This is a genomic window from Tistrella sp., from assembly GCF_002684955.1.
Classification (GTDB): Bacteria; Pseudomonadota; Alphaproteobacteria; order Tistrellales; family Tistrellaceae; genus Tistrella; species Tistrella mobilis.
This window is the reverse complement of sequence record NZ_NYWI01000076.1, coordinates 49,702-71,425: the sequence shown is the minus strand read 5'-3', so window position 1 is coordinate 71,425 and position 21,724 is coordinate 49,702. Positions and strand designations below refer to the sequence as shown.

General features: G+C 68.2%; 24 protein-coding genes. 11 read left to right on the top strand and 13 right to left on the bottom strand.

Annotated features, from left to right (window positions below):
• Nucleotides 1-160 precede the first annotated feature (160 nt).
• Nucleotides 161-1,378 carry an NADP-dependent isocitrate dehydrogenase gene (locus CMO28_RS25685; RefSeq protein WP_062766159.1) on the top strand — a complete coding sequence of 406 codons (1,218 nt, stop codon included), beginning with the start codon at nucleotides 161-163 and terminating at the stop codon, nucleotides 1,376-1,378.
• 84 nt (nucleotides 1,379-1,462) lie between these two features.
• Here the strand turns inward: CMO28_RS25685 and CMO28_RS25680 are convergent, their stop codons facing one another.
• On the bottom strand, nucleotides 1,463-2,404 hold the full coding sequence (locus tag CMO28_RS25680; protein ID WP_416370983.1) for a 3-hydroxyacyl-CoA dehydrogenase family protein: 942 nt from the start codon (nucleotides 2,402-2,404) through the stop codon (nucleotides 1,463-1,465).
• 148 nt (nucleotides 2,405-2,552) lie between these two features.
• Here CMO28_RS25680 and CMO28_RS25675 point away from each other — a divergent pair, with 148 nt between their 5' ends.
• Nucleotides 2,553-3,656, top strand: coding sequence for a CobW family GTP-binding protein (locus CMO28_RS25675; protein ID WP_296719075.1), 1,104 nt, complete (start codon nucleotides 2,553-2,555; stop codon nucleotides 3,654-3,656).
• Nucleotides 3,653-4,177, top strand: coding sequence for a GNAT family N-acetyltransferase (locus tag CMO28_RS25670; RefSeq protein ID WP_296719070.1), 525 nt, complete (start codon nucleotides 3,653-3,655; stop codon nucleotides 4,175-4,177). The genes CMO28_RS25675 and CMO28_RS25670 overlap by 4 nt, the downstream gene beginning before the upstream one ends.
• 89 nt (nucleotides 4,178-4,266) lie before the next feature.
• On the opposite strand, the gene alaS is transcribed toward CMO28_RS25670, so the two are convergent.
• Nucleotides 4,267-6,921: an alanine--tRNA ligase gene (gene alaS / locus CMO28_RS25665; protein WP_296719069.1), complete on the bottom strand. Its 2,655-nt coding sequence runs from the start codon at nucleotides 6,919-6,921 to the stop codon at nucleotides 4,267-4,269.
• A 314-nt stretch (nucleotides 6,922-7,235) separates the two neighbouring features.
• Nucleotides 7,236-8,321, bottom strand: a complete 1,086-nt coding sequence (recA, locus tag CMO28_RS25660; RefSeq protein ID WP_296719568.1) for a recombinase RecA — start codon at nucleotides 8,319-8,321, stop codon at nucleotides 7,236-7,238.
• A gap of 357 nt (nucleotides 8,322-8,678) precedes the next feature.
• On the opposite strand from recA, the gene CMO28_RS25655 reads away from it, so the two are divergent.
• Nucleotides 8,679-9,164, top strand: coding sequence for a hypothetical protein (locus tag CMO28_RS25655; RefSeq protein WP_062766174.1), 486 nt, complete (start codon nucleotides 8,679-8,681; stop codon nucleotides 9,162-9,164).
• A 154-nt stretch (nucleotides 9,165-9,318) separates the two neighbouring features.
• Here the strand turns inward: CMO28_RS25655 and CMO28_RS25650 are convergent, their stop codons facing one another.
• The 7 genes from CMO28_RS25650 to CMO28_RS25620 all read right to left on the bottom strand — a co-directional run bounded on the left by CMO28_RS25650 (nucleotide 9,319) and on the right by CMO28_RS25620 (nucleotide 14,824).
• Complete coding sequence (locus CMO28_RS25650) at nucleotides 9,319-11,265, bottom strand: ATP-binding protein (RefSeq protein WP_296719067.1); 1,947 nt, start codon at nucleotides 11,263-11,265, stop codon at nucleotides 9,319-9,321.
• Between the two features lie 44 nt (nucleotides 11,266-11,309).
• Complete coding sequence (gene flhB, locus CMO28_RS25645; RefSeq protein ID WP_296719063.1) at nucleotides 11,310-12,389, bottom strand: flagellar biosynthesis protein FlhB; 1,080 nt, start codon at nucleotides 12,387-12,389, stop codon at nucleotides 11,310-11,312.
• Between the two features lie 17 nt (nucleotides 12,390-12,406).
• Nucleotides 12,407-13,162, bottom strand: a complete 756-nt coding sequence (fliR, locus tag CMO28_RS25640) for a flagellar biosynthetic protein FliR (protein ID WP_062766180.1) — start codon at nucleotides 13,160-13,162, stop codon at nucleotides 12,407-12,409.
• Nucleotides 13,163-13,181: 19 nt separating this feature from the next.
• Nucleotides 13,182-13,457, bottom strand: coding sequence for a flagellar biosynthesis protein FliQ (gene fliQ / locus CMO28_RS25635; RefSeq protein ID WP_062766183.1), 276 nt, complete (start codon nucleotides 13,455-13,457; stop codon nucleotides 13,182-13,184).
• Nucleotides 13,458-13,527: 70 nt separating this feature from the next.
• Nucleotides 13,528-13,842, bottom strand: a complete 315-nt coding sequence (locus CMO28_RS25630; RefSeq protein ID WP_062766186.1) for a flagellar hook-basal body complex protein FliE — start codon at nucleotides 13,840-13,842, stop codon at nucleotides 13,528-13,530.
• A gap of 58 nt (nucleotides 13,843-13,900) precedes the next feature.
• Nucleotides 13,901-14,308 carry a flagellar basal body rod protein FlgC gene (flgC, locus tag CMO28_RS25625; RefSeq protein WP_014744640.1) on the bottom strand — a complete coding sequence of 136 codons (408 nt, stop codon included), beginning with the start codon at nucleotides 14,306-14,308 and terminating at the stop codon, nucleotides 13,901-13,903.
• Between the two features lie 48 nt (nucleotides 14,309-14,356).
• Entirely contained in the window at nucleotides 14,357-14,824 is a 468-nt protein-coding gene (locus CMO28_RS25620) for a flagellar basal body rod protein FlgB (RefSeq protein WP_296719061.1), read from the bottom strand.
• Between the two features lie 301 nt (nucleotides 14,825-15,125).
• Between CMO28_RS25620 and csrA the strand changes: the two genes are divergently transcribed.
• The 6 genes from csrA (at nucleotide 15,126) to CMO28_RS25590 (ending at nucleotide 18,289) form a co-directional block, all read left to right on the top strand.
• Nucleotides 15,126-15,404: a carbon storage regulator CsrA gene (gene csrA, locus CMO28_RS25615; protein WP_231889465.1), complete on the top strand. Its 279-nt coding sequence runs from the start codon at nucleotides 15,126-15,128 to the stop codon at nucleotides 15,402-15,404.
• Between the two features lie 157 nt (nucleotides 15,405-15,561).
• Nucleotides 15,562-15,846, top strand: a complete 285-nt coding sequence (locus tag CMO28_RS25610; protein WP_014744637.1) for an EscU/YscU/HrcU family type III secretion system export apparatus switch protein — start codon at nucleotides 15,562-15,564, stop codon at nucleotides 15,844-15,846.
• Between the two features lie 77 nt (nucleotides 15,847-15,923).
• On the top strand, nucleotides 15,924-16,283 hold the full coding sequence (locus CMO28_RS25605) for a hypothetical protein (RefSeq protein WP_062766196.1): 360 nt from the start codon (nucleotides 15,924-15,926) through the stop codon (nucleotides 16,281-16,283).
• A gap of 81 nt (nucleotides 16,284-16,364) precedes the next feature.
• The gene (locus tag CMO28_RS25600; protein WP_296719053.1) at nucleotides 16,365-16,823 is read left to right on the top strand and encodes a FliO/MopB family protein; all 459 of its coding nucleotides are present in this window, start codon (nucleotides 16,365-16,367) and stop codon (nucleotides 16,821-16,823) included.
• A complete protein-coding gene (gene fliP / locus CMO28_RS25595) occupies nucleotides 16,820-17,590 on the top strand; it encodes a flagellar type III secretion system pore protein FliP (RefSeq protein ID WP_296719051.1) in 771 nt (256 codons plus the stop codon). Before CMO28_RS25600 ends, fliP begins: the two co-directional genes overlap by 4 nt.
• A gap of 156 nt (nucleotides 17,591-17,746) precedes the next feature.
• Nucleotides 17,747-18,289, top strand: coding sequence for a hypothetical protein (locus tag CMO28_RS25590; RefSeq protein WP_296719049.1), 543 nt, complete (start codon nucleotides 17,747-17,749; stop codon nucleotides 18,287-18,289).
• Nucleotides 18,290-18,298: 9 nt separating this feature from the next.
• Here the strand turns inward: CMO28_RS25590 and CMO28_RS25585 are convergent, their stop codons facing one another.
• Nucleotides 18,299-19,177: a LysR family transcriptional regulator gene (locus tag CMO28_RS25585; RefSeq protein WP_062766208.1), complete on the bottom strand. Its 879-nt coding sequence runs from the start codon at nucleotides 19,175-19,177 to the stop codon at nucleotides 18,299-18,301.
• Between the two features lie 157 nt (nucleotides 19,178-19,334).
• On the opposite strand from CMO28_RS25585, the gene CMO28_RS25580 reads away from it, so the two are divergent.
• Nucleotides 19,335-20,276, top strand: a complete 942-nt coding sequence (locus CMO28_RS25580; protein ID WP_296719042.1) for a DMT family transporter — start codon at nucleotides 19,335-19,337, stop codon at nucleotides 20,274-20,276.
• 6 nt (nucleotides 20,277-20,282) lie between these two features.
• Here the strand turns inward: CMO28_RS25580 and CMO28_RS25575 are convergent, their stop codons facing one another.
• A complete protein-coding gene (locus tag CMO28_RS25575; protein WP_296719039.1) occupies nucleotides 20,283-21,047 on the bottom strand; it encodes an SDR family oxidoreductase in 765 nt (254 codons plus the stop codon).
• Between the two features lie 48 nt (nucleotides 21,048-21,095).
• Nucleotides 21,096-21,722, bottom strand: a complete 627-nt coding sequence (locus CMO28_RS25570; RefSeq protein ID WP_296719036.1) for a TetR/AcrR family transcriptional regulator — start codon at nucleotides 21,720-21,722, stop codon at nucleotides 21,096-21,098.
• Nucleotides 21,723-21,724: the final 2 nt, after the last annotated feature.

The following is a 21,724-nucleotide window of genomic DNA, read 5'->3' as shown; positions in this document are numbered from 1 at the left end:
GCGGAAGCTGTTTGCGGCCGGTTTGCAACGGCCGCGCACGATGCTATGTTGCGCGCCGATCGCGACCGGCGTTTGCCGCCCCGGACCGTCCCGGCCCGGGAGCCGCCCCGGTCGCAACGGCGCCCCCGGGGTGCCGCGCATCGCCGAGGAGATCGTCCGCATGACCAAGATCAAGGTCGCCAATCCTGTCGTCGAACTGGACGGTGACGAGATGACCCGCATCATCTGGCGGTTCATCAAGGACAAGCTGATCCTGCCCTATCTCGACGTCGACCTTCTCTATTACGATCTCGGCGTCGAGCATCGCGACGCGACCAACGACAAGGTGACGGTGGACGCCGCCGAGGCGATCGCCAGGCACGGCGTCGGCGTGAAGTGCGCGACCATCACCCCCGACGAGGCCCGCGTCGAGGAGTTCAAGCTGAAGCAGATGTGGAAGTCGCCGAACGGCACCATCCGCAACATCCTGGGTGGCACCGTCTTCCGCGAGCCGATCATCTGCCGCAACGTGCCGCGCCTGGTGCCGGGCTGGACCCAGCCGATCGTGATCGGCCGTCATGCCTTTGGCGACCAGTATCGCGCGACCGACTTCAAGGTGCCGGGCAAGGGCACCCTGACCGTCCGCTTCCAGCCGGAAGACGGCGGCGAAGCGATCGAGTACGAGGTGTTCAAGTTCCCGGGCTCGGGCGTCGCCATGGCGATGTACAACCTGGACGAGTCGATCCGCGGCTTCGCGCGCGCCTGCATGAATTACGGCCTGCAGCGCGGCTATCCGGTGTATCTGTCGACCAAGAACACGATCCTGAAGGCCTATGACGGCCGCTTCAAGGACCTGTTCCAGGAGGTCTTCGACGCCGAGTTCGCCGACCAGTTCAAGGCCGCCGGCATCGTCTACGAGCATCGCCTGATCGACGACATGGTCGCCTCGGCCCTGAAGTGGGACGGCGGTTTCGTCTGGGCCTGCAAGAACTATGACGGTGACGTGCAGTCCGACACCGTCGCCCAGGGCTTCGGCTCGCTGGGTCTGATGACCTCGGTGCTGATGACGCCGGACGGAAAGACCGTGGAGGCCGAGGCCGCCCATGGCACCGTCACCCGTCATTTCCGCGAGCACCAGAAGGGCCGCGAGACCTCGACCAACCCGATCGCCTCGATCTTCGCCTGGACCCGGGGCCTCGGCTATCGCGGCAAGTTCGACGGCAACGACGCCCTGATCGGCTTCGCCGAGACCCTGGAGCGGGTCTGCGTCGAGACCGTCGAGGCCGGCCACATGACCAAGGATCTGGCGATCCTGGTCGGCAAGGATCAGGCGTGGCTGAACACCAACGCCTTCCTCGACAAGATCGACGAGAACCTCAAGAAGGCCATGGCTTCCTGAGGACCTGCCGTCAAGGCAGAGGGCTGACGATCGCGGGCGCGGCAGGGTTTCCTGCCGCGCCCGTCGTCTTTTCAGGATCAGTGTTCAGGAGGAGGGCGTCGTCCTGCTCCCCCGCGCCAGCAGATAGGCCAGGATCAGCCGGTCGCGCTCGGCCGCCAGTTCCTCGATCGGGCGGGCATCACGGCCGGCCGCCACGCCCTCGGCCAGCATGTCGACCACCTCGGGCGTCATCATCGGCGTGCCCAGATCCTGCCACCAGCTCTGGAAGGCGCCGCCCAGATGGTCGCAGAAGGCGCGGATGCCGCCCGGGCCTCCGCCCAGATGGAACAGGCTGACCGGCCCCATCGCCGCCCAGCGCAGCCCCGGCCCATAGGCGACGGCCCTGTCGATATCCTCGACACTCGCCACGCCTTCGGCCGCAAGATGGATGGCCTCGCGCCAGATCGCCGCCTGAAGGCGGTTGGCGATATGGCCCGGCACCTCCTTGTGCAGCCGCACGCAGACTTTGCCGAGGCCGGTATAGAAAGCATCGGCGGTGTCGATCACATCTGCATCTGTCAGGCCGTTGCCCATCAGCTCGACCAGCGGGATCAGATGCGGCGGGTTGAAGGGATGCGCGATGATCAGCCGCCCGGGCGCCGCACATCCGGCCTGAAGCTGGCCGAGGGTGAGCCCCGAGGTGGAACTGCCGATGATCGCCTGCGGTGCCAGCCGATCCGCGATCCGGGCATAGAGCGCGTGCTTGACCTCGACCCGCTCGGGCACGCTTTCCTGCACGAAACCGGCGCCGTCCACCGCCTCGGCGGGGTCGGTGGTGAAGCGCATCCGGCTGTCGTCGCCGGCCTGGGGCTGGCCCAGCGCGCTCAGCGCCTCGGTACTGGCCGCCACCAGCCGGCGGCAGCGCGCTTCCGTATCCGGGGCGGGGTCATAGACGACCACCTCGCGGCCACTGGCGGCGAACAGCGCCGCCCAGCTCATCCCGATCGTCCCCGCCCCGAGGACGGCAATTCTGTCGAACATCGTCATCTCCAACCCGTGCAGCCCCAGGGGCCGTGGCCCCAACACTACGGCGCCGCCCGCCATCTGAAAACACGGCCATTCTCCCAGGCGGTCACGTCTCGACGACGGTTGCGGGCCTGCCTATGCTGGTGCCCCCTTCCCGATGAGGCGCGCCATGACCGAACGCCGCATTCCCGTGCTGGTGATCACCGGCTTCCTCGGTGCCGGCAAGACCAGTCTGATCGCCGGGATCTTCCGCCGCCGGCCCGAGATCGCGCCGGCGACGGCATTGATCGTGAACGAATACGGCGAGACGGGCATCGACCATGAATTGCTGCGCATGGCCGGCGAACGGCAGGTGGCGATCGATGCCGGCTGCATCTGCTGCACCCTCAGATCCGATCTCACCGACACGCTGATGCGGCTGCATCTGGATCATGCCCGCGGGCAGATCGACCGGCTGGACCGGGTGATCATCGAGACCACCGGCCTGGCCGATCCGGCGCCGATCATCCACACGCTGGCCGCCCATCCGCTGACCGCGGCGCGGTTCGCGCTGGCGGGCGTCGTCGCCTGTGTCGATGCCGAACATGGTGCCGGCCAGCGCGACACCCATGAAGAGGCGCTGCGTCAGGCGGTTCTGGCCGACCGGATCGTGATCACCAAGGCGGATCTCGCCGGGGCCGCCGCCACGGCGGCACTGACGGCACGGCTGCAGGCGCTGAACCCGGGCGCCCTGATCCTGCCGCGAGAGGCGGCGCTGGCCGATCCCGACCGGCTGATCGCCCCCCTGCCCTATGCGCCCGAAGCCCGGGGCGACAGCGCCCGCGCCTGGCTTGCCGCCGAAGCGGCGGCCGATCGCCGGATCTGTGCCGACGGCGCCTGTTCGATTCCGGGGAATGGGCATCATCACCATGATCACGGGCACGATCACGACCATGGGCACGATCATCATCACGGCCACCACCACACCGCCGATGCCCGCATCGCCACCGCCACCCGGCGGCTGCCGGCCGGCACCTCGCAGGCGCGGGTGATCCGCGCCGCAGAGCGCCTGGCCGCCCGGATGGGGCCGTCGCTGCTGCGGCTGAAAGGTCTGCTGCCGCCCGAGGGCGACCGCCCGGGCGCCGCCCTGCATGGCGTGCAGCACCGGCTCTACCCGGCCATGCCGCTCGGCCGCGATGCCGATCTGCCGGGGGAACCGACGCTGGTCGCCATCACCCTGGATGCCGACCCCGCCGCGGCGCTGGATCAACTGGCGGCCGAGGCGGCGGCATGACCGGCAGTCGGGTGGTCTTCAGCTGGTTCGGCACGGATCAGCCGCCGCCCGGCCCGCCCCGGCCGCAGCCGGCCGACCTGCACCTGATGCAGGCCGATGGCGACATCGAAACCTATCTTGCCGCCTATCGCGCCGTGGGCGGCCCCCATGGCTGGTCGCGCCGCCTGAGCCTGACGCATGACGCGCTGCAGGCGATCCTGGACCGCCCGGGCCGGCGGGTGCTGATCGCACGGGATGCCGCCGGCACGGTTCTGGGGTTCGTGGAACTGGACCTCGCCCATGGCACGCCCGCGGCCCCGGCTGCCGAGATCGTGCATTTCGGCCTGGCCCCCGCCGCCCAGGGCCGCGGCTGGGGCGGCTTCCTGCTCGACCATGCGCTTCGCACGGCGTTCGATGCCGGCGCGGCCCGCGTCGTGCTCCATACCGACACCACCGACCATGCCCGCGCCTTCGGGGCCTATCTGAAGGCCGGCTTTCGCCTGCTCAGGGTCACGACGGCAGAGCCCGACGACTGGAACTGACGATGCGCGCTGACGATACGGGCCCCCTGACGAAAACGGGCGGCAGGTGATGACCTGCCGCCCGTTCGGAACCAGGACCCGTCGACCGGTCAGCCGGCGAGCGCCGCCGCGACCGCCTTCACCGCATCGGCCGCCTTGTCGGCCTCGGGGCCGCCGGCCTGGGCCAGGTCGGGACGGCCGCCGCCGCCCTTGCCGCCCATGGCCTCGGCCGCGGCGCGGACCAGATCCACGGCGCTGAACCGGCCGGTCAGGTCTTCGGTGACGCCGACCACGACGCCGGCCTTGCCCTCGTGGACGCCCACGATCGCAATCACGCCCGAGCCGACCTGCTTCTTCAGCGCATCGGCAACCCCACGGAGTTCCTTGGCCGGCACGCCGTCGAGCACGCGGCCGGCGAAGCGCACATCGCCGATCTGCTCGATCTGCTCGCCGCCGCCGGCACCGCCGGTCGCGATGTCGCGGCGCAGCTTCGCCACCTCGGCTTCCAGCTTCTTGCGCTCGTCGAGCAGGCCCTGAATGCGGTCGACCAGTTCGGCCGCCGGCGCCTTCAGCACCGAGGACGCCTCGGCCAGACGGTCCTGCTGCAGCTCCACATAGGCCAGCGCCGCATCGCCCGCCACCGCCTCGATCCGGCGGACGCCGGCAGCGACGCCGCTTTCCGAGACGATCTTGAACAGGCCGATATCGCCGGTGCGGGTGACATGGGTACCGCCGCACAGCTCGACCGAATAGGCCGAATTGCGGCCGTCTTCGCCGAGCAGGCTGCCCATGTCGACCACCCGGACCTCGTCGCCGTACTTCTCGCCGAACAGCGCCATGGCCCCCTGGGCGATGGCCTCGTCGGGCGTCATCAGCCGGGTGCCGACCTCGCCATTGGCGCGGATCAGCCGGTTGACGTCGGCCTCGATCGCCTTCAGATCCTCACGCGCGATCGGGGTCGGCTGCGAGAAGTCGAAGCGCAGCCGGTCGGGCGCGACCAGAGAGCCCTTCTGGGTGACGTGATCGCCCAGACGGCGGCGCAGGGCCGCATGCAGCAGATGGGTGGCCGAGTGATGGGCGCGCAGGGCATCGCGCCGGGCGGTATCGACGGTCAGCCGCACCGCGGCACCCTTCGCCACCCGGCCCGCAACCACGCGGCCCATATGGATGATCAGATCACCCAGCTTCTTCGCCGTATCCGTGACCTCGATCTCGAGCCCGCCCTCGCCGGTGATCCGGCCGGTATCGCCCATCTGGCCGCCGCTCTCGCCATAGAACGGCGTCTGGTTGACCACCAGGGCGATCTGGCTGCCGGCTTCCGCGGCATCGACCGGGGCGCCATCGACCAGCACCGCCTGCACCACGCCATCGGCCGCCGTGGCGCCATAGCCAAGGAATTCGGTGGCGCCCGCGGCGTCACGCACCTCGAACCACACCCGGTCGGTAGCGGCTTCGCCCGAGCCCGACCACGAGGCACGGGCCTTGGCGCGGGCTTCCGCGAGCGAGGTTTCGAAACCGGCGGTATCCACCCCGCGGCCCTCGGCACGCAGCACGTCCTGGGTCAGGTCGAGCGGGAAGCCATAGGTGTCGTAAAGGCGGAAGGCCACCTCGCCCGGCAGCTTCTCGTCGGCACCCAGCGTCTGGGTGGTCTCTTCCAGCAGGCGCATGCCGCGGTCGAGGGTCTGACGGAAGCGGGTCTCTTCCAGCTTCAGCGTCTCGGTGATCAGGGCCTGGGCGCGGCGCAGCTCGTGATAATGGTCGCCCATGGTCTCGATCAGCGCCGGCACCAGCCGGTACATCAGCGGCTCGGCCACGCCCATCTTATGGGCATGGCGCATGGCACGGCGCATGATCCGGCGCAGCACATAGCCGCGGCCCTCGTTCGACGGCAGCACGCCGTCGGCGATCAGGAAGCCCGACGAGCGCAGATGATCGGCGATCACCCGGTGCGACATCTTGAACGGGCCGTCGGGCTCGGTACCGCTGGCGGTGGCCGAGGCCGAGATCAGCCGGCGGAAGATATCGATGTCGTAATTGTCGTGCTGGCCCTGCAGGATGGCCGCAATCCGCTCCAGCCCCATGCCGGTGTCGATCGACGGCTTGGGCAGGTCGAGCCGGTTGCCCGGCGCGATCTGCTCGTACTGCATGAAAACCAGATTCCAGATCTCGATGAAGCGGTCGCCATCCTCGTCCGGGCTGCCGGGAGGGCCGCCGGGGATGCCTTCGCCATGGTCGAAGAAGATCTCGGAACACGGGCCGCAGGGGCCGGTATCGCCCATCGCCCAGAAATTGTCGCTGGTCGCGATGCGGATGATCCGATCGTCGGAGAGACCCGCGATCTTCTTCCAGTAGCCCGCCGCCTCGTCATCGGTGTGATAGACGGTGACCAGCAGCCGGTCCTTGGGCAGGCCGAATTCGCGCGTGACCAGGTTCCAGGCCAGATCGATCGCCTGTTCCTTGAAATAGTCGCCGAACGAGAAATTGCCCAGCATCTCGAAGAAGGTGTGGTGCCGGGCAGTATAGCCGACATTGTCCAGATCGTTGTGCTTGCCGCCCGCGCGCACGCATTTCTGCGAGGTCGCCGCCCGGTCATAGGGCCGCTTCTCGGCGCCGGTGAACACGTTCTTGAACTGGACCATGCCGGCGTTGGTGAACAGCAGGGTCGGGTCGTTCTGCGGGACCAGCGGGCTCGACGCGACCACCTCGTGGCCGTTCTTCGCGAAGAAGTCGAGGAAGGTCCGGCGGATCTCGGTCGCGCTGGTCATGGTGGAAAACGCCATCCCGTGTTGCAAACGCAGGTGAAGATCGACGGAACGGGGGGCCGGGCCGGATTGTTTCCGGCCATCTGCGCCCCTGGCTTCAACAGCCCCTTCGGCCTTAACGGCAACGAGCCCCGCAGGCGGTGCCGGCGACCCCGGGGATCCCAGGATCCCCATGCGTCGCCGCCCCACCCGGAGGCCCGGCCATTCAGGTTCAGCCGCTCCCAGGGTTCGGACGTTTTACCCGCGCCGCCCGCCATTGTCCACGCGGGCGTTCAGGGCGTGACCACCCGTGGTGATCACGCCGTCCCCCAGAGGGTTCAGTCCTCGTCGTCGGACGCCATGAAGGCCGTGCCGCCGACCACCGAGAGCGGGGTCTTGTTGGCACCCAGGCCATAGGCCTCGCGCACCCGGTTTTCGACCTCGCGGGCGATTTCGGGGTTGTCGCGCAGGAAGGTCTTGGCGTTCTCACGCCCCTGGCCGATGCGCTGGTCGCCATAGGAATACCAGGAGCCCGACTTCTCGACGATGCCCTGCTTGACGCCCATGTCGATCAGCTCGCCGGTCTTCGACACGCCCTCGCCGTACATGATGTCGAACTCGACCTGCCGGAAAGGCGGCGCGACCTTGTTCTTCACCACCTTGACGCGGGTCTGGCTGCCGACGACCTCGTCACGCTCCTTCACCGCGCCGATGCGGCGGATGTCGAGGCGCACCGAGGCGTAGAACTTGAGCGCATTGCCGCCCGCGGTCGTCTCGGGGCTGCCATACATCACACCGATCTTCATGCGGATCTGGTTGATGAACATCACAACGCAGCGCGAGCGCGAAATGGAGCCGGTGAGCTTGCGCAGCGCCTGGCTCATCAGCCGGGCCTGCAGGCCGACATGGCTGTCGCCCATCTCGCCCTCAAGCTCGGCCTTCGGCGTCAGCGCCGCGACACTGTCCACCACCAGCACGTCGATCGCGCCCGAGCGGACCAGCGTGTCGGCGATTTCCAGCGCCTGTTCGCCGGTGTCGGGCTGGCTGATCACCAGTTCGTCGATGTTCACGCCCAGCTTGCGCGCATAGGACGGGTCCAGCGCGTGCTCGGCATCGACGAAGGCGCAGGTGCCGCCGCCGCGCTGTGCCTCGGCGATCGCGTGCAGCGCGAGCGTGGTCTTGCCCGAGCTTTCCGGGCCGTAGATCTCGATCACGCGGCCGCGAGGATAGCCCCCCACGCCGAGAGCGATGTCAAGGGCGAGAGAGCCCGTCGGCACGACATCCACATCGACCTTTTCCTGCTGGCCGAGCTTCATCACCGAGCCCTTGCCGAACGCGCGCTCGATCTGACCGAGCGCGGCTTCGAGTGCCTTCTGCTTGTCCATCTCGTCCTTGCCTGTCAGGCGCAGTTCGGTTTGAACCATGGGCACCATGGCCACGCCCCTCTTGTTCCACAGGCGGTCACCCGATGCAAGCACCGCCGCCTGCAATCACTATGTACTCTTTTTGTTCCAGCTTGCAAGCCCCCATCGGCGTGCGCCACCGGCCTCATGAAGGAATCCCAGGTCACAGCGTGACAAGGTACCGCCCCGCTTCTGTCACAGCTTTGTCCGTGTCCGCCCGCCCCACCCTGCAGGCATCATCCGAAGCGAGGGGTGGTTCGCCGTGGCGCCAGCAGAGGATCGGTGCCGGTCGAGGGACCGCGAACTGCCCCGACGCAACAGTTTTGGCTATCCCGCGCCTCAGTCCGGAGGCCGGACCTCGTCACGGAGGGTCGTGTAATGACCGACAGCACCATCAAGCGGATGGACAGCCTGCTCGCCATGGCGCTTGCGATCGCCTGCGCCGGCGCGGTCGCGACCATGACACCCGCCTTCGGCCAGGAATTGATGGATCGACCGGACCCGATCGATTCGCAGACGCTGGAAGCGACACCCGATACCGATCCGCTTGCCGGCCAGTCGGCCCCGCTCAGCCGCGACCTGCCGAGCGATGCGCAGGAGCGTATCCGGTTCGAACAGGCCGCCAGCGCCGAAATCCAGCGCTGGGACGCCGAGGTGGCGATGCGCGTCCGTGAGCTTCAGCTTCAGGACGATTACGGCGCCAACCGGGCCCGGACGGATCTGTCCAAGTCGTGGCAGCGGGTCACCGAAAGCTATCAGAGGCTTCAGGCGGCCCCCGACCGCCAGTTCGAGGACCGGAAGGAGCAGTTCCTGACCGCCTGGAACGGCTTCGAAGAGACCTGGCGGCGCACGCGCGCGACGTGACGTCGCTCCCTGCCGTCAGCAGGCGCCGGGGCCCGATGCGCCGCGCATCCCGTCCCCTCCCCGCGGCCCCGTCCAGGCCCCGGCGTCGCATCCACCGGTCGATGCCCCGCCCTGCCCTCCCCAGGCAGGGCGGGGCATCGCCGTTCAGGAAGGTTCACCCCGCGGCTTCGTCCATGGCGTCGCGCACCGTCTGAACCAGCTGCTTCAGGTTGAAGGGCTTCGGCAGGAAGCGGACATTCGGATCGTCGCCGAGTTTGCGGCGGAAGGTGTCTTCGGCATAGCCCGAGATGAAGACGATCGAGACCCCCGGCACCCTCTCGCGCACCTTCTCGGCCAGTGCCGGGCCATCCATGCCCGGCATCACCACGTCGGTGACCAGCACGTCGATGCCGGCCTCGACCAGTTCGTCCAGCCGGGCCGCCGCCACATCGGCACTTTCGGCCTCTTCCACCGTAAAGCCCCGCTGACGCAGGGCGCGGGCGGCAAAGGCGCGCACCGGATCTTCGTCTTCCACGAACAGCACCCGGCCGCCGGAACCCGCGATCTCGGATTTGCGCGGTGGCGCGGCTTCGGGGGCGAGATCGATTTCGAGCCCGCTGGTTTCCACCTCGGTGTGACGGGGCAACAGGATGCGGAAGGCGGTGCCGCGGCCGGGCTCGCTGCGCACGAACAGGAAGCCGCCGGTCTGGCGGATGATACCATAGGCGGTGGCGAGGCCGAGCCCCGTGCCCTGCCCGGCCGCCTTGGTGGTGAAGAACGGCTCGAAAATCTTGGGCAGGATGTCGCGCGGAATGCCCGAGCCGGTATCGCGCAGTTCGACCATCACGTAATCACCGGTCGGCACGCGCTCGCGCCCGCCGGCCATCATCCAGTCGCGAGCCATCGCCAGCGTGTCTTCGCTCGCGAAATTGCGGGTCGCGATCGACAGCTGCCCGCCGCTCGGCATCGCGTCTCGGGCATTGACCGCCAGATTGATGATCACCTGTTCCAGCTGCCCCTGATCCACCCTGACCGGCGCCAGATCGCGACCGTGATGGACGTCGAGCACGATCGCCTCGCCCAGCAGCCGGCGGAGGAGATGGGTAAGCTCGGCCAGGACATCGGTGATGTCCAGCACCCGCGGCTGCAGGGTCTGCTGGCGCGAGAAGGCAAGCAGCTGGCGGACCAGATTGGCCGCGCGATTGGCATTCTGCTTGATCTGCATGACGTCGGCAAAGGACGCATCGCCCGGCGGATGGCGCATCAGCAGCAGGTCGCAGAAGCCGATCATCGCCGTCAGCAGATTGTTGAAGTCATGCGCGACGCCGCCGGCCAGCTGTCCCACCGCCTGCATCTTCTGCGACTGGGCGAACTGAACCTCCAGCTCCTTGCGCTCGGTGACGTCGATGACATGGATCAGGGCCGCCGCCAGATGATCTTCATCGGCCCGGCGCAACAGCAGAGAGGCGACCCGGTCGGGGCGCTGGCGGAACGAGACCTCGATCGGCGCGGTGATCCGCTCGGCGCCGCCGAAGACCGCATCGAAGGCATCGGACAGGGCAAAGCGCCGGTCGTGGACCACCAGATCGGTGAAGGCATATCCGGGCTCCAGCCCGTCCTCGCCGGTCAGGCGGATCAGCGCGGCATTCGACGCCAGCACCCCGCCGCGATCGTCGACAAGGGCGATGCCGATCGGCGCCAGATCGAACAGCCGCCGGAAACGTCCCTCCGCCGGCTCGATCGGCACGATGTCGAGATCGAGCCCGCCGCCACGGCCGGCGGGCAGCTGCGGGGGCGGCGGCGGCAATTGCAGCGGCTCTTCCACCTCGGGCACCACCTCGGGCAGATCGTCCGGCACGGCGGTCACCGCCGAGGGCGTGTCGATGGCGGCAGCCCGCAGCACCGCCGCCCGCGCAAGCCCGGCACCCGCAAAGATGATCAGGATCAGGCCGGCGACATCGACCAGCGTGGTCATACCCCCTTCCGGCATGCCACCCAGTTCGAGCCCGGTACTGCCCGCCAGAAGGGCGATGCCGGTGATGCCGATCACCAGATCGCGCATCACCGCCTGGGTCGCGCCCTTCAATGCCTCGATGCTCATGCCGTCCTGCTCGCCCGTCATGGTCTCCGGCGGGATGCCGTTCGGGCATCATGCCACAGCACGGGTCATCCGCGCACGCGCCGCCCTTTGGCCCGGAAGACATAGCCGATCACCTCGGCCACGGCCTGATAATGCTCGACCGGAATTTCCCGGTCGATCTGGGCCGTATCCCAGAGCGCGCGGGCGAGCGGCGGGTTCTCCACCACGGCCACATCGTTCTGCAGCGCCAGATCGCGGATGCGGAAGGCGACCGCATCCACGCCCATCGCCACCACCATCGGCGCATGCATCTTGGGTGGGTCGTATTTCAGGGCGACGGCGTAATGGGTCGGGTTGGTGACCACCACATCGGCGGTCGGCACCGCCGCCATCATGCGCTTGCGGGCGCGTTCCATGCGGATCTGGCGCAGGCGGGCCTTGATGATCGGGTCGCCTTCGCTCTGCTTCATCTCGTCGCGAACCTCGCGCTGCGACATCCGCATCTGCTGCATGAAGGTATAGCGCTGGAAGGCATAGTCGGCCGCGGCGATCACGGTCATCACGCAGGCCGCCGCCAGGACGATGACGAAGGCATCATCGGCCAGCCGTTCCATCAATGCCACCGGCGCTTCGCGCGGCACCAGATCCAGATCTTCCAGCCGCGGCCGGGCCACCAGCCACGACACGCCGGCGACCACCAGGATCTTCAGCAGCCCCTTCACGAATTCGACCAGCGCCTTGGCCGAGAACTGACGCTTCAGCCCGGCGATCAGCGAAATCTTGTCGAGGCTGGGCTTCAGCGACTCGGCCGACACATTGCCACCCCGCTGCACGAAGCCCGAGGCAAGGGCCGCGATGATGAACACCAGCACCGGCAGCGCCAGCCAGGTCAGCATCTGAATGGCCAGTGCCCTGAGCAGATGGCCGACGGCGCTCGGGTCCATCAGAAAGGTGTCGGCGCTGGCGATCAGCCCGCGCAGGCCCAGCCCGACATCGCGGACCATGCCGGGAAGTACGGCCACGATCGCGATCGAAACCGCAACCAGCATAAGCCAGTGATTGATCTCCTGGCTGGACGGCAGCTGACCCTTCTTGCGCGCCTCTTCGAGCTTTTTTGGCGTGGGGTCTTCAGTTTTTTGGCTGTCGTCTTCGCTCTGCTCGCTCATGGCTCAGGATCCCGGCTTCAGGGCAGGAGCATGTCGAGACGCTGGCCGACCCGATCGAGCCAGACCAGCATCGCGGCAGACAGGGTGATCGCCATGACGGACAGCCCGATCAGCATCTGGACCGGAATGGCGATGAAGAACACCTGGATGGTGGGCATCAGCCGCGCCAGCAGGCCAAGCGCCACCTGGAACAAGGTGCCGACCAGCAGCAGGGGCGCTGCGACCTGGGTCGCGAGCACGAAGGCCTGGTCCAGCAGCCGCCCCATCATCTCGGCCGCATCGCCGAAAGGCAGCGGCTCGCCCACCGGGAAGGTCTGATAGCTGTGGATGATTGCTCCCAGCATCATCAGATGCATGCCGCTGGTGAAGATCAGCACCAGCGACAGCGCGGTCAGGAAATTGCCCGGCAAGGCGCCCTGGGCCTGCTGGGTGGGGTCGTACATCATGGCGGTCGCAAGACCGCTCTGCATCGAGATGACCACACCCGCCGTGTGCAGGGCCGCCACCAGAAGCCGCAGCATCAGGCCGAGCAGGATGCCGACGGCGGCTTCGAGAAAGGCGAGCCGCAGAATCTCTGCCGGCTGGTCGGGCGTAACAGGCAGATCGGCCTCGATCACGGGCGCGAGTGCCACCGACAGCAGCAGGGCCAGGATCAGCCGGGCCCGGGCCGAGACATTGGTCTCACCGATGCCGGGCATCAGCATCAGGGCGGCGCCGAGCCTCAGGAACACCAGCAGGACCGAGAAGACCTCTACCCCAAGGAGGTCGGTCATGCCCCAGGCCCTCCGGGCGTCATGGCGCCGCGCCGATGGCGGGGATGCGCTCGTAAAGCAGGCGGGTGTAGTCGGACATGCCCGTCCACATGAACGGCAGGAAGATCACCAGCGCCACGACGATGGCGATGATCTTCGGCACGAAGGACAGGGTCATTTCCTGGATCTGGGTCAGCGCCTGGACCAGCGAAATGGCAAGGCCCACGGTCAACGCGACCAGCATGACCGGCGCGCCCAGTTTGAGCATCGTCCACAGCGCCTCGCGCCCGATATCGATTGCCTCGTTGGGCGTCATGGCCGGCCGGTCCGGAACTGGGGAAGACGAAGCGGAAGAGAGAGGAACGGAACGCAGGCCACGGCTGCGCTCAGATCGGCATGCGCATGATTTCCTGATAGGCGCCGATCACCCGGTCGCGGATCGCCACCACGGTCTGCAGCGAGGTTTCGGCGGCAGCAACCGAGGTCACCACGTCCTGAAGGCTGGCGGTGCCCGAAACCGCCTGCATCGCCGCCCGTTCCGACGCCTGACCGGCCTTCACGCTCTGGCCGATGACGTCACTCACCATGTCTGCGAAGGCGCCGGAAGCACCGGCCCGGTCGCCGCCCTCGGTGCCCGGCGCCTTGATGCCGCGGGCGGCATTGGCGTAGGCGGCGGCGGCTGAGGCGAACTTGGCATCCATGGGTCTGATCCGTCCGTGTTCTGGGGCGTAGCGGCCGGGGCCGGCGGCAGGTCAGGTGTCAGCGCAGCAGATCGAGCGCGCGCTGCACCATCGTGCGGGTGGTCTCGATGACGCTGAGATTGGCCTCGTAGCCGCGCTGGGCCTCGCGCATGTCGACCATCTCGACCACCGGATTAACGTTGGGGCGCAACACATAGCCGTTCTCGTCGGCTGCCGGATGGCCCGGATCGTATTCGCGATCGAAAGGCGACTGATCGACGCCGTAACGCGACACCCGAACCGTCGGCAGACCCAGTTCCTTGTTCAGCCCTTCGGCGAAACTGATCGTCCGGCGGCGGTAAGGTTCCGAGCCCGGCGTGGTTCCGGTGCTGTCGGCATTGGCGAGATTCTCGGCGACGACCCGCAGGCGTTCCGACTGTACCTGCATGCCGGCCGCGGAGATCCGCGTGATCTTCATCAGGTCCATGAGGCAAGCCTCCCCTGGCCGATGTCAGCGGGATGATCCGTCATGGCCTTACCCCGCCCCGCCACCGCGCCCGAGCGCCGTGCGGATCATGTCCATATGCTTCTTGTAGAGGGCGGATGCAAGCGTGAACTGGCTGGCATTGCCGGCAAGCTTCACCGCCTGATCCTCGATGTTGATCTTGTTCTCGTCGATCGTGACCTCGAGCGGCTTGCGGTCTTCAGCCGCACGGTAGCCGCCATCCGCCACGGCCGGCGCCATATGGCCGGTTTTCGTCGCGGCCATCTGCAGCTCGCCGCCGGCCGCCATGCTGCTGCCGCCGCCCGTCGAGGCGCCGGTCATCCGCAACCCCGAGGCCCGTTCGGCCATGGCACCGAAATCGACGGGCTTCAGATCGCGTGCCTTGTAGCCCGGCGTGTTGACGTTCGCTATGTTCTGGGCCAGCACCGCCTGACGTTCGGTCAGCCAGCCCATCCGCTTCTTCAGGGAAGAGAACAGCGGTATGCGCGTTATGTCCATCGTCGGGCCCGGTCCGATCGGATATCTTCAGGAAGCGCGCGAGGCGGGCCGGCAGGGCCGGCAACAGGATCCGCTTCCGGATGCCTGTCCCGCATCGTGGCAGGAAGGTCGCCGCAGGATCAACAGGATATGCCGGCGGCCTTAAGGAAACGTAAAACCGCGGCGCCCGCGGATCAAGAGAAGGACGTGCGCGACAGATGCGCGCGCCGGCTGCAGAGGGCGGCGAGACCGCGGAAATCGACGGTTCGGAACCGGCGCCCCGATCCGGAAGGCCAAGGCCTGCCGGAGACGGGCCCCGGACATGGAAGGGGCGAGCATGCTCTATCTGACCCGCAAGGTCGGTGAAGCGGTGGTGATCAACGACGAGATCGAGGTGACCGTGATCGAGGTGCGCGGCAAGACCGTGCGGCTCGGCCTCACCTTCCCCGCCGATGCGACCGTACTCAGGCGCGAGGTCTATGACCGGGTCCAGGCGGAAAACCGCGCGGCGCTGGGCCTGGACGAAGCCGGGCAGACCGGCGCGCCGGAAGACGTGCCGGCCTTCGTGACCCGCGGCCCCGCCCCCGACGAAGCCGGCTGAGCGAAGGTCTGTCGCGATCCCGGCGCCCGGCCAGGCTCTTTGACCGGCTCTCTGAGTTGCTTATGGGCCTGGAAGGGATCATCATGAAATCTGTTGCCAGACGACGGCCCCGGTCTGCCAGACGAAGGGCCGTGTCAGCCCGACGGGATGATCCGAGATGACCCAGAAGCAGCCACGCCAGGTGGCGGTGGCCCTTGGCTTCGATCCCACCGGCGACGACGTGCCCAAAGTGCTGGCGGCCGGCCACGGCGCCCTTGCCGAAAAGATCCTCGCCATGGCCTTCGCCTCGGGGATCCCCGTCCGGCGGGATGCCGACCTGGCCGCGATCCTTGAGGCGCTGGAGCCGGAAAGCCCGATCCCGCCGGCGGCCTTTGCGGCGGTGGCGGAGATTCTGGCCCATCTCTACCGCCTGAACGGCAGTCTGGGCGGCGGCGACCGCTGATCGAGGGCGACGCGGAACGATGGGGACGCTGCACGATGGGGACGCTGCACGTGGACACCGACGGAGGATGACGGGTGATGACGCCTGATCAGGGCGACGACGATCGCAGAACCGGCCTTGGGGACATCCAGGACCCGGTGGCGGCGCTGGATGCCATCGCCGCGGAAATTTCCGTCGCCCGCGAGATGCTGGCCCGCGGCGATGCCGTGGACCTGCACGGTATGGAAGTGCGGGTCACCCGGTTCTGCGAACAGCTGGCGAGCCTGCCGCCCGGCAGCGGCCAGTCCGTCCGTCCGCGCATGCTGGGGTTGATCGATGCGCTGAACGTTCTGGAGCGCGAGATGCGCCAGGTTTTTGATGAAACCGCCCGCGAGATGGGCGGGTTCTCCGCCCGCCAGCGCGCCACAGCCGCCTATGGCCGCACAGGCAATCGCTGACTGCGACGAGGCACCACGACCCCTGCCCCAGCCTTCCCGCGCCCCAGCCTTCCCGCGCCCCTGTACTTCCGGACCGCTTGCATGACCTTCAACGATATTCTCCAGATGATTGCCGGGCTGGCGCTCGTGGCCGGGCTGATCGGGCTTGTCGCCCTGGCGATCCGCCGCTGGGGCGACCGGGCCGGCGCCCCCGCCCGCGGCCGCCGGCTTGCCCTGGTCGAAAGCCGCCAGATCGACCCCAAGCGGCGGCTGGTGCTGATCCGCCGCGACGATGTGGAACATCTGCTGCTGATCGGCGGCGACGGTGATCTGGTGATCGAGCGGGCCATCGAGGCGCCCGATATGGCCGCCGCACCCGCGCCCATGCGGGGGACTGAGCCAGGCTTCCGCCCCGCAGCCGCCCCCGTCGCTGCGCGCGACTATGCCGATGACGACGACGAGGACGAGCCGGTGCTGCGCGTCGACCGGCGCGGAACCGAGCGGCGGCGCGGCTTTCCGCCTCAGCCCGGACGGCGGATCCCGCCGGAGTTCGACCGGTGAATCAGGTCGTGCGGCACAAGACCGCACAGCTTGCCGGCCTTCTGATCCTGGTTCTGCTGGCGGCCCTGGCCGGCAGTCATCCGGCCTTTGCCCAGTCGGTCACCGTCGATCTGGGGGCCGAGGATCCGGGCGGCTTCACCGGCCGGATCGTTCAGCTCGTCACCCTGGTCACCGTGCTGTCTCTGGCACCGGGGCTGCTGGTGGCCGTGACGTCTTTCACCCGGATCGTGGTGGTGCTGTCGCTTCTGCGCAGCGCGCTGGGCGTGCAGCAGACACCGCCCAATGCGGTGCTGATCGGCCTTGCCATGTTCCTGACCGGCTTCGTGATGACGCCCACTTTCGAGCGCGCCTGGACCGAGGGCGTGGCGCCGCTGGTGGCCGAAGACATCACCGAAGAGGAAGCCTTCGACCGGATTTCCGCCCCCTTCCGCGACTTCATGACCGCCCATGTCGGCGAACGCGAGCTGACGGCCTTCGTGGATATGGCGGCGCTCGATCCCGAGCCCGCATCGGTGGAAGACGTTCCCCTTCAGGTGCTGGTGCCGGCCTTCATGGTCAGCGAGCTGCGCCGTGCTTTCGAGATCGGCTTCCTGGTCTTCCTGCCCTTCCTGATCATCGACATGCTGGTGGCATCGCTGCTGATGTCCATGGGTATGATGATGCTGCCGCCGGTGATGATCTCGTTGCCGTTCAAGCTGATCTTCTTCGTTCTGATCGACGGCTGGTCGCTGATCGCCGGCAGTCTGGTCCGCAGTTTCGCCGCCTGAGGTGTCCCGCCACCTGATCTGCGCCAGATCCCCCAAACGGGGATGGGCGCCATGGTTTTTTTTCGCGTAGACTATCCGCATTGCGCGACAGAATCCGGCCACACCGAAGCATGACGGGCGGGACGTATGATCAGGTGGAAGCTTGCCGTATCAGCCATGGCACTGTTCATTGCCGGGCAGGAAGTTGCCGCAGCCTCATCGGCAACCGTGTCGACGCCCGTTTCACGTACCGGGACCAGTGACGGCGGTGCCGAGGTGACCCTCGCCGCCGGCGCAGATGGTGGAGCGCTCCTGCAATTCCGATCATGGGCAGCCCCCCAGCTGATCGGAGATCACGCACAGTCCAACGCCGTTGCCCTGATCAGCGACGCAGAGGGACATGTGCTCCGGCGCGCGGTCTTCAGATGCCATCGGGCGATAACCCGGCTTGCCCAGAACCTCAATCGCCAGTGCGAACACCAGTTCAGCATGCCTGCCGAGGTCATGAGACGGGCCGCCTGGCTGTTCGCCTTCAATCGCCTGTGCGTCTGGCAGGAACACGACAACGCAGCGAGCCATCGCCAGACGGGGTGCATCCGCGACGGAGACACCATCCAGGCTGTCGATGCCTTCGCGGGCAGGCTGCCCCAGCTGCTGTCGACCGCCGGTGACGCGGCAGCCATCGATGCCGGGGAATGGCGGGGCGTGCGGTTGCGCTGATCCCGCGGCTCAGCGCCCGGCCGCCAGCCCGGCAAGGGCCGCGACAAGATCGGCACCAAGCCCTGGTGCTGCCACCGGCCGCAGCATCGCCCCCGGCAGGGGCGGCAGGCCAAGCCCGGCCGGGGCATGGGGAATGTCGTCATAGCGCCCGACATCGGGAACGGCGGCAACGCCCAGACCGGCCGACAGTGCCGCCGCCAGGGAACGGGCATCGGTCGCTTCGTGAACCAGGCGCCAGCGCCGCCCGGCACGCCCGAGCGCCATGATCGCCGCCTGCCGGAAGATGCAGGGTGGCCGGAAGGCGATCAGGGGCAGCGCCGTGGTGCCTGCTGCCTCGCTTGTCCCGCGCCAGTCGATCGAAACCGGCAGCGCCCCCTCGTGCCCGGCCCCTCCATCCTGCCCTGCACCATCCATCACGACCGCCAGTGGCAGCGCCAGATCAAGCTCACCTGCGGCAATCTCTGCCGTCAGCTGGGCATTGTGGGTGATGCGCAGGTCCAGACCGGTGCCGGGGCGTAGCCGCGCCACTTCTGCAACCAGCCGTCCCAGGATCTCGTCGCTGGCATGCTGGTGCACGCCCAGCCTGAGCGTGGCCGGCAGTTCCTCCAGCCCCAGCATGTCCGCCACCAGCCCGTCATGCAGCGCAATCAGCCGCCGGGCCTGTTCGGCCAACCGTTCCCCCGCGGCCGTCGGCTGCGGCGGCTGGCTGCGCCCGGGGGAGGCGCGCTGGATCAGCCGGTGGCCCAGCAGATCTTCCAGCCGCCGGATCTGCTGGCTGACCGCCGGCTGGGTCCGGCCGAGCAGGCTGGCCGCGCGGGCGAAACCGCCGGCGTCGAGCACCGTCAGAAAACAGCGCAGCAGGGTGATGTCGAGATCGGGGCGGATCATCCGGCGGCCTGTCGCTTGGAATACCTATAACAGAGCGTGATAGGGTGGATCACGCCATTCGATTTTACAAGCGCTTACCTTGGGAACCACACTGCGCGTGTTCTCCATCGGGCGGTGCCGCACGACCGGCCCTGCCCCGCCCTCCCGAGGATGCGCCATGATCCGCACCGCATCGCATACCCAGGCCCCCACCCCCGTCCCGGTCGCCCCCACCCCGATCACCCCAACCCCGGTCGCCCCCACCCTGATCGACCGGACGATGCCGGCGGGTTTCGTTCTGCTGTGGAGCACCGGCTATATCGGCGGCGCGATCGCACTCCACGGGCTGGAACCGCTGACGATGAGCGTGATCCGCTTCGCCCTCGCCACCCTGGTGATGGCAGGCATCGTCGCCGCCCTGCGCATCCGGCGGCCGGCACGGCCGATGCTGCTGGTCCATGCCGCCGTCACCGGGCTGCTGATGCACGGCCTGCAGTTCGGCGGGCTGTATGGCGGCATGGCCGCCGGCGTGCCGGCGGGCACGGCGGCGCTGATCATGGGGCTGATGCCGGTGGTGGTGACGGTGGCCGCCGGGCCGTTTCTGGGCGAATGGCCGGGGCGGCGGCATCTGGCGGGGCTGGCGCTCGGGGTGGCCGGTGTCGGTCTGGTGGTGGGGCAGCGCCTGGGGGATCCGGGCCAGGCACCGCTCCACGCCTATCTGCTGGTGGCGGCGGGGCTTGCCGGTCTTTCCTTCGGCTCGCTCTGGCAGAAGCGGTTCTGCGCGGGGCTTGACCTCAGGCTGGCCGGCATGGTGCAGACGGCGGCCGGCGGGCTGGTCCTGGTGCCCGCCGCCCTGCTGCTGGAAACCGGCCACATGGTCTGGACCACCGAGGTGACCGGTGCGGTGGTCTGGCTGGCCCTGGTGAATTCGATCGCCGCGATCGCAATCCTGGGCGCGCTGATGCGGCGTGGTGCGGCTGCCCGCGCGGCCGGGCTGTTCTTCCTGGTGCCCTCTGCCACCGCCATCATGGCCTGGCTGCTGCTGGGTGAGCCGATCACCCCTCTGATGCTGGCCGGCATCGCGCTGTCGGCCGCGGGGGTGCGGCTCGGCCGCAGCTGATCCTTATCAGATCACGGTCATGCCACCATCGACCGTCAGGGCATGGCCCAGAACGAAGGCCGCGTCGTCCGAGGCGAGGAAGACCACCGCATTGGCGATCTCCTCTGCCTCCCCCACCCGGCCGATCGGGTGCATGGCCGCCATCAGCGGCTCGTGATCGGGCCGGCGCTCCACCGCCCGGGCCATCATGTCGGTGCGGATGACCCCGGGGCAGACCGCATTGATGCGGATGCCCTTGCGGCCGTTCTCCACCGCCGCACTCTTGGTCATGCCCAGAACCGCATGCTTGCTGGCGGCATAAAGCGCACGCCCCGGCGCGCCGACCAGCCCGGCCACCGAGGCGGTGTTGATGATCGCCCCGCCGCCCGGACGATCCTGCATATGCGCCAGCTCGTGCTTCATGCACAGCCACACGCCCTTGACGTTCACATCCATCAGGCGTTGATAGATCTCGTCGTCGCCACGCACCAGCGGGCCGGTTTCGATCTCGATGCCGGCATTGTTGAAAGCGATGTCCAGCCGGCCGAAGCGTGCCACCGCCTGCGCCACCATCCGGCTCACCTGATCGCCATGGCGGACATCGGCCGCCAGCCCGAAGGCCTCGCCGCCGCCGGCCGTGATCGCATCCGCCGTCGCCGCGGCGGCATCGGCGTCGATATCGGCGACACAGACCCGCGCCCCCTCGCGGGCAAAAGCGAGTGCGGTGGCACGACCGATCCCGCCACCGCCGCCGGTCACCAGCGCGGCCCTGCCTGACAGGCGCTGCGTCATCCTGTTCCTCCCGTCTTGTCGTTATGGCCGTCTTGTCGTTGTGATGCGTCAGGCGGCCCGATGCGGGTCGGCCTGATGATGGGGCCAGAGCAGCTGCCCCAGCAGCAATGTCATGCTCTGCCGCACCGGCTCCGCCGAGCGTTCCAGCTTCATGCGCAGCAGCGCGCCTTCCCAGGCATCCCAGATCAGCCCCGACAGCAGCCCGGCCGGCAGATCGCGGCGCAGCTCCCCCTTGTCCTGCCCCTCGCGGATCAGCCCGGCCAGACGGCCGCGCCAGGCCAGATGCGCCGCCTGCAGCGCCTCGCGACACAACGCGCTCGACAGCGTGATCTCGGCCGCCAGATTGCCCATCAGGCAGCCGGGTCGGTCGGGCGCGCGCTCGTGCCAGGCGATCATCTCGTTGAAGACATGGGCGATGGTGGCCTGCGCCCCCGGCGGGGCGGCGGCGACCATCGCATCCCACGACCGCTGCAGATGGTCGCCATACTGGCCGATCACCGCGACCGCAAAGGCTTCCTTGCTGGGGAAGTGATTGTAGAACGAGCCCTTGGGCACACCCGCGGTCTCGGTGATCTGCAGGATGCCGGTGGCGTTATAGCCGTCGCGCCAGAACAGATCGCGCCCCGCCTTCAGCAGACGGTTCGGAATATCGGCGCTGTCCTTGGTTCGCGGCATGG

Coding starts and splice junctions, on each gene's coding strand:
- flhB (WP_296719063.1), bottom strand. CDS start 12,389: ATGAGCGAGCAGAGCGAAGACGACAGCCAAAAAACTGAAGACCCCACG.
- CMO28_RS25685 (WP_062766159.1), top strand. CDS start 161: ATGACCAAGATCAAGGTCGCCAATCCTGTCGTCGAACTGGACGGTGAC.
- CMO28_RS25680 (WP_416370983.1), bottom strand. CDS start 2,404: ATGACGATGTTCGACAGAATTGCCGTCCTCGGGGCGGGGACGATCGGG.
- CMO28_RS25580 (WP_296719042.1), top strand. CDS start 19,335: ATGATCCGCACCGCATCGCATACCCAGGCCCCCACCCCCGTCCCGGTC.
- CMO28_RS25570 (WP_296719036.1), bottom strand. CDS start 21,722: ATGCCGCGAACCAAGGACAGCGCCGATATTCCGAACCGTCTGCTGAAG.
- CMO28_RS25600 (WP_296719053.1), top strand. CDS start 16,365: ATGACCTTCAACGATATTCTCCAGATGATTGCCGGGCTGGCGCTCGTG.
- CMO28_RS25575 (WP_296719039.1), bottom strand. CDS start 21,047: ATGACGCAGCGCCTGTCAGGCAGGGCCGCGCTGGTGACCGGCGGCGGT.
- CMO28_RS25590 (WP_296719049.1), top strand. CDS start 17,747: ATGGCACTGTTCATTGCCGGGCAGGAAGTTGCCGCAGCCTCATCGGCA.
- CMO28_RS25655 (WP_062766174.1), top strand. CDS start 8,679: ATGACCGACAGCACCATCAAGCGGATGGACAGCCTGCTCGCCATGGCG.
- CMO28_RS25585 (WP_062766208.1), bottom strand. CDS start 19,177: ATGATCCGCCCCGATCTCGACATCACCCTGCTGCGCTGTTTTCTGACG.
- fliR (WP_062766180.1), bottom strand. CDS start 13,162: ATGACCGACCTCCTTGGGGTAGAGGTCTTCTCGGTCCTGCTGGTGTTC.
- alaS (WP_296719069.1), bottom strand. CDS start 6,921: ATGACCAGCGCGACCGAGATCCGCCGGACCTTCCTCGACTTCTTCGCG.
- CMO28_RS25610 (WP_014744637.1), top strand. CDS start 15,562: ATGACCCAGAAGCAGCCACGCCAGGTGGCGGTGGCCCTTGGCTTCGAT.
- csrA (WP_231889465.1), top strand. CDS start 15,126: ATGGAAGGGGCGAGCATGCTCTATCTGACCCGCAAGGTCGGTGAAGCG.
- CMO28_RS25670 (WP_296719070.1), top strand. CDS start 3,653: ATGACCGGCAGTCGGGTGGTCTTCAGCTGGTTCGGCACGGATCAGCCG.
- fliQ (WP_062766183.1), bottom strand. CDS start 13,457: ATGACGCCCAACGAGGCAATCGATATCGGGCGCGAGGCGCTGTGGACG.
- CMO28_RS25650 (WP_296719067.1), bottom strand. CDS start 11,265: ATGACGGGCGAGCAGGACGGCATGAGCATCGAGGCATTGAAGGGCGCG.
- flgC (WP_014744640.1), bottom strand. CDS start 14,308: ATGGACCTGATGAAGATCACGCGGATCTCCGCGGCCGGCATGCAGGTA.
- CMO28_RS25605 (WP_062766196.1), top strand. CDS start 15,924: ATGACGCCTGATCAGGGCGACGACGATCGCAGAACCGGCCTTGGGGAC.
- CMO28_RS25620 (WP_296719061.1), bottom strand. CDS start 14,824: ATGGACATAACGCGCATACCGCTGTTCTCTTCCCTGAAGAAGCGGATG.
- recA (WP_296719568.1), bottom strand. CDS start 8,321: ATGGTTCAAACCGAACTGCGCCTGACAGGCAAGGACGAGATGGACAAG.
- CMO28_RS25630 (WP_062766186.1), bottom strand. CDS start 13,842: ATGGATGCCAAGTTCGCCTCAGCCGCCGCCGCCTACGCCAATGCCGCC.
- CMO28_RS25675 (WP_296719075.1), top strand. CDS start 2,553: ATGACCGAACGCCGCATTCCCGTGCTGGTGATCACCGGCTTCCTCGGT.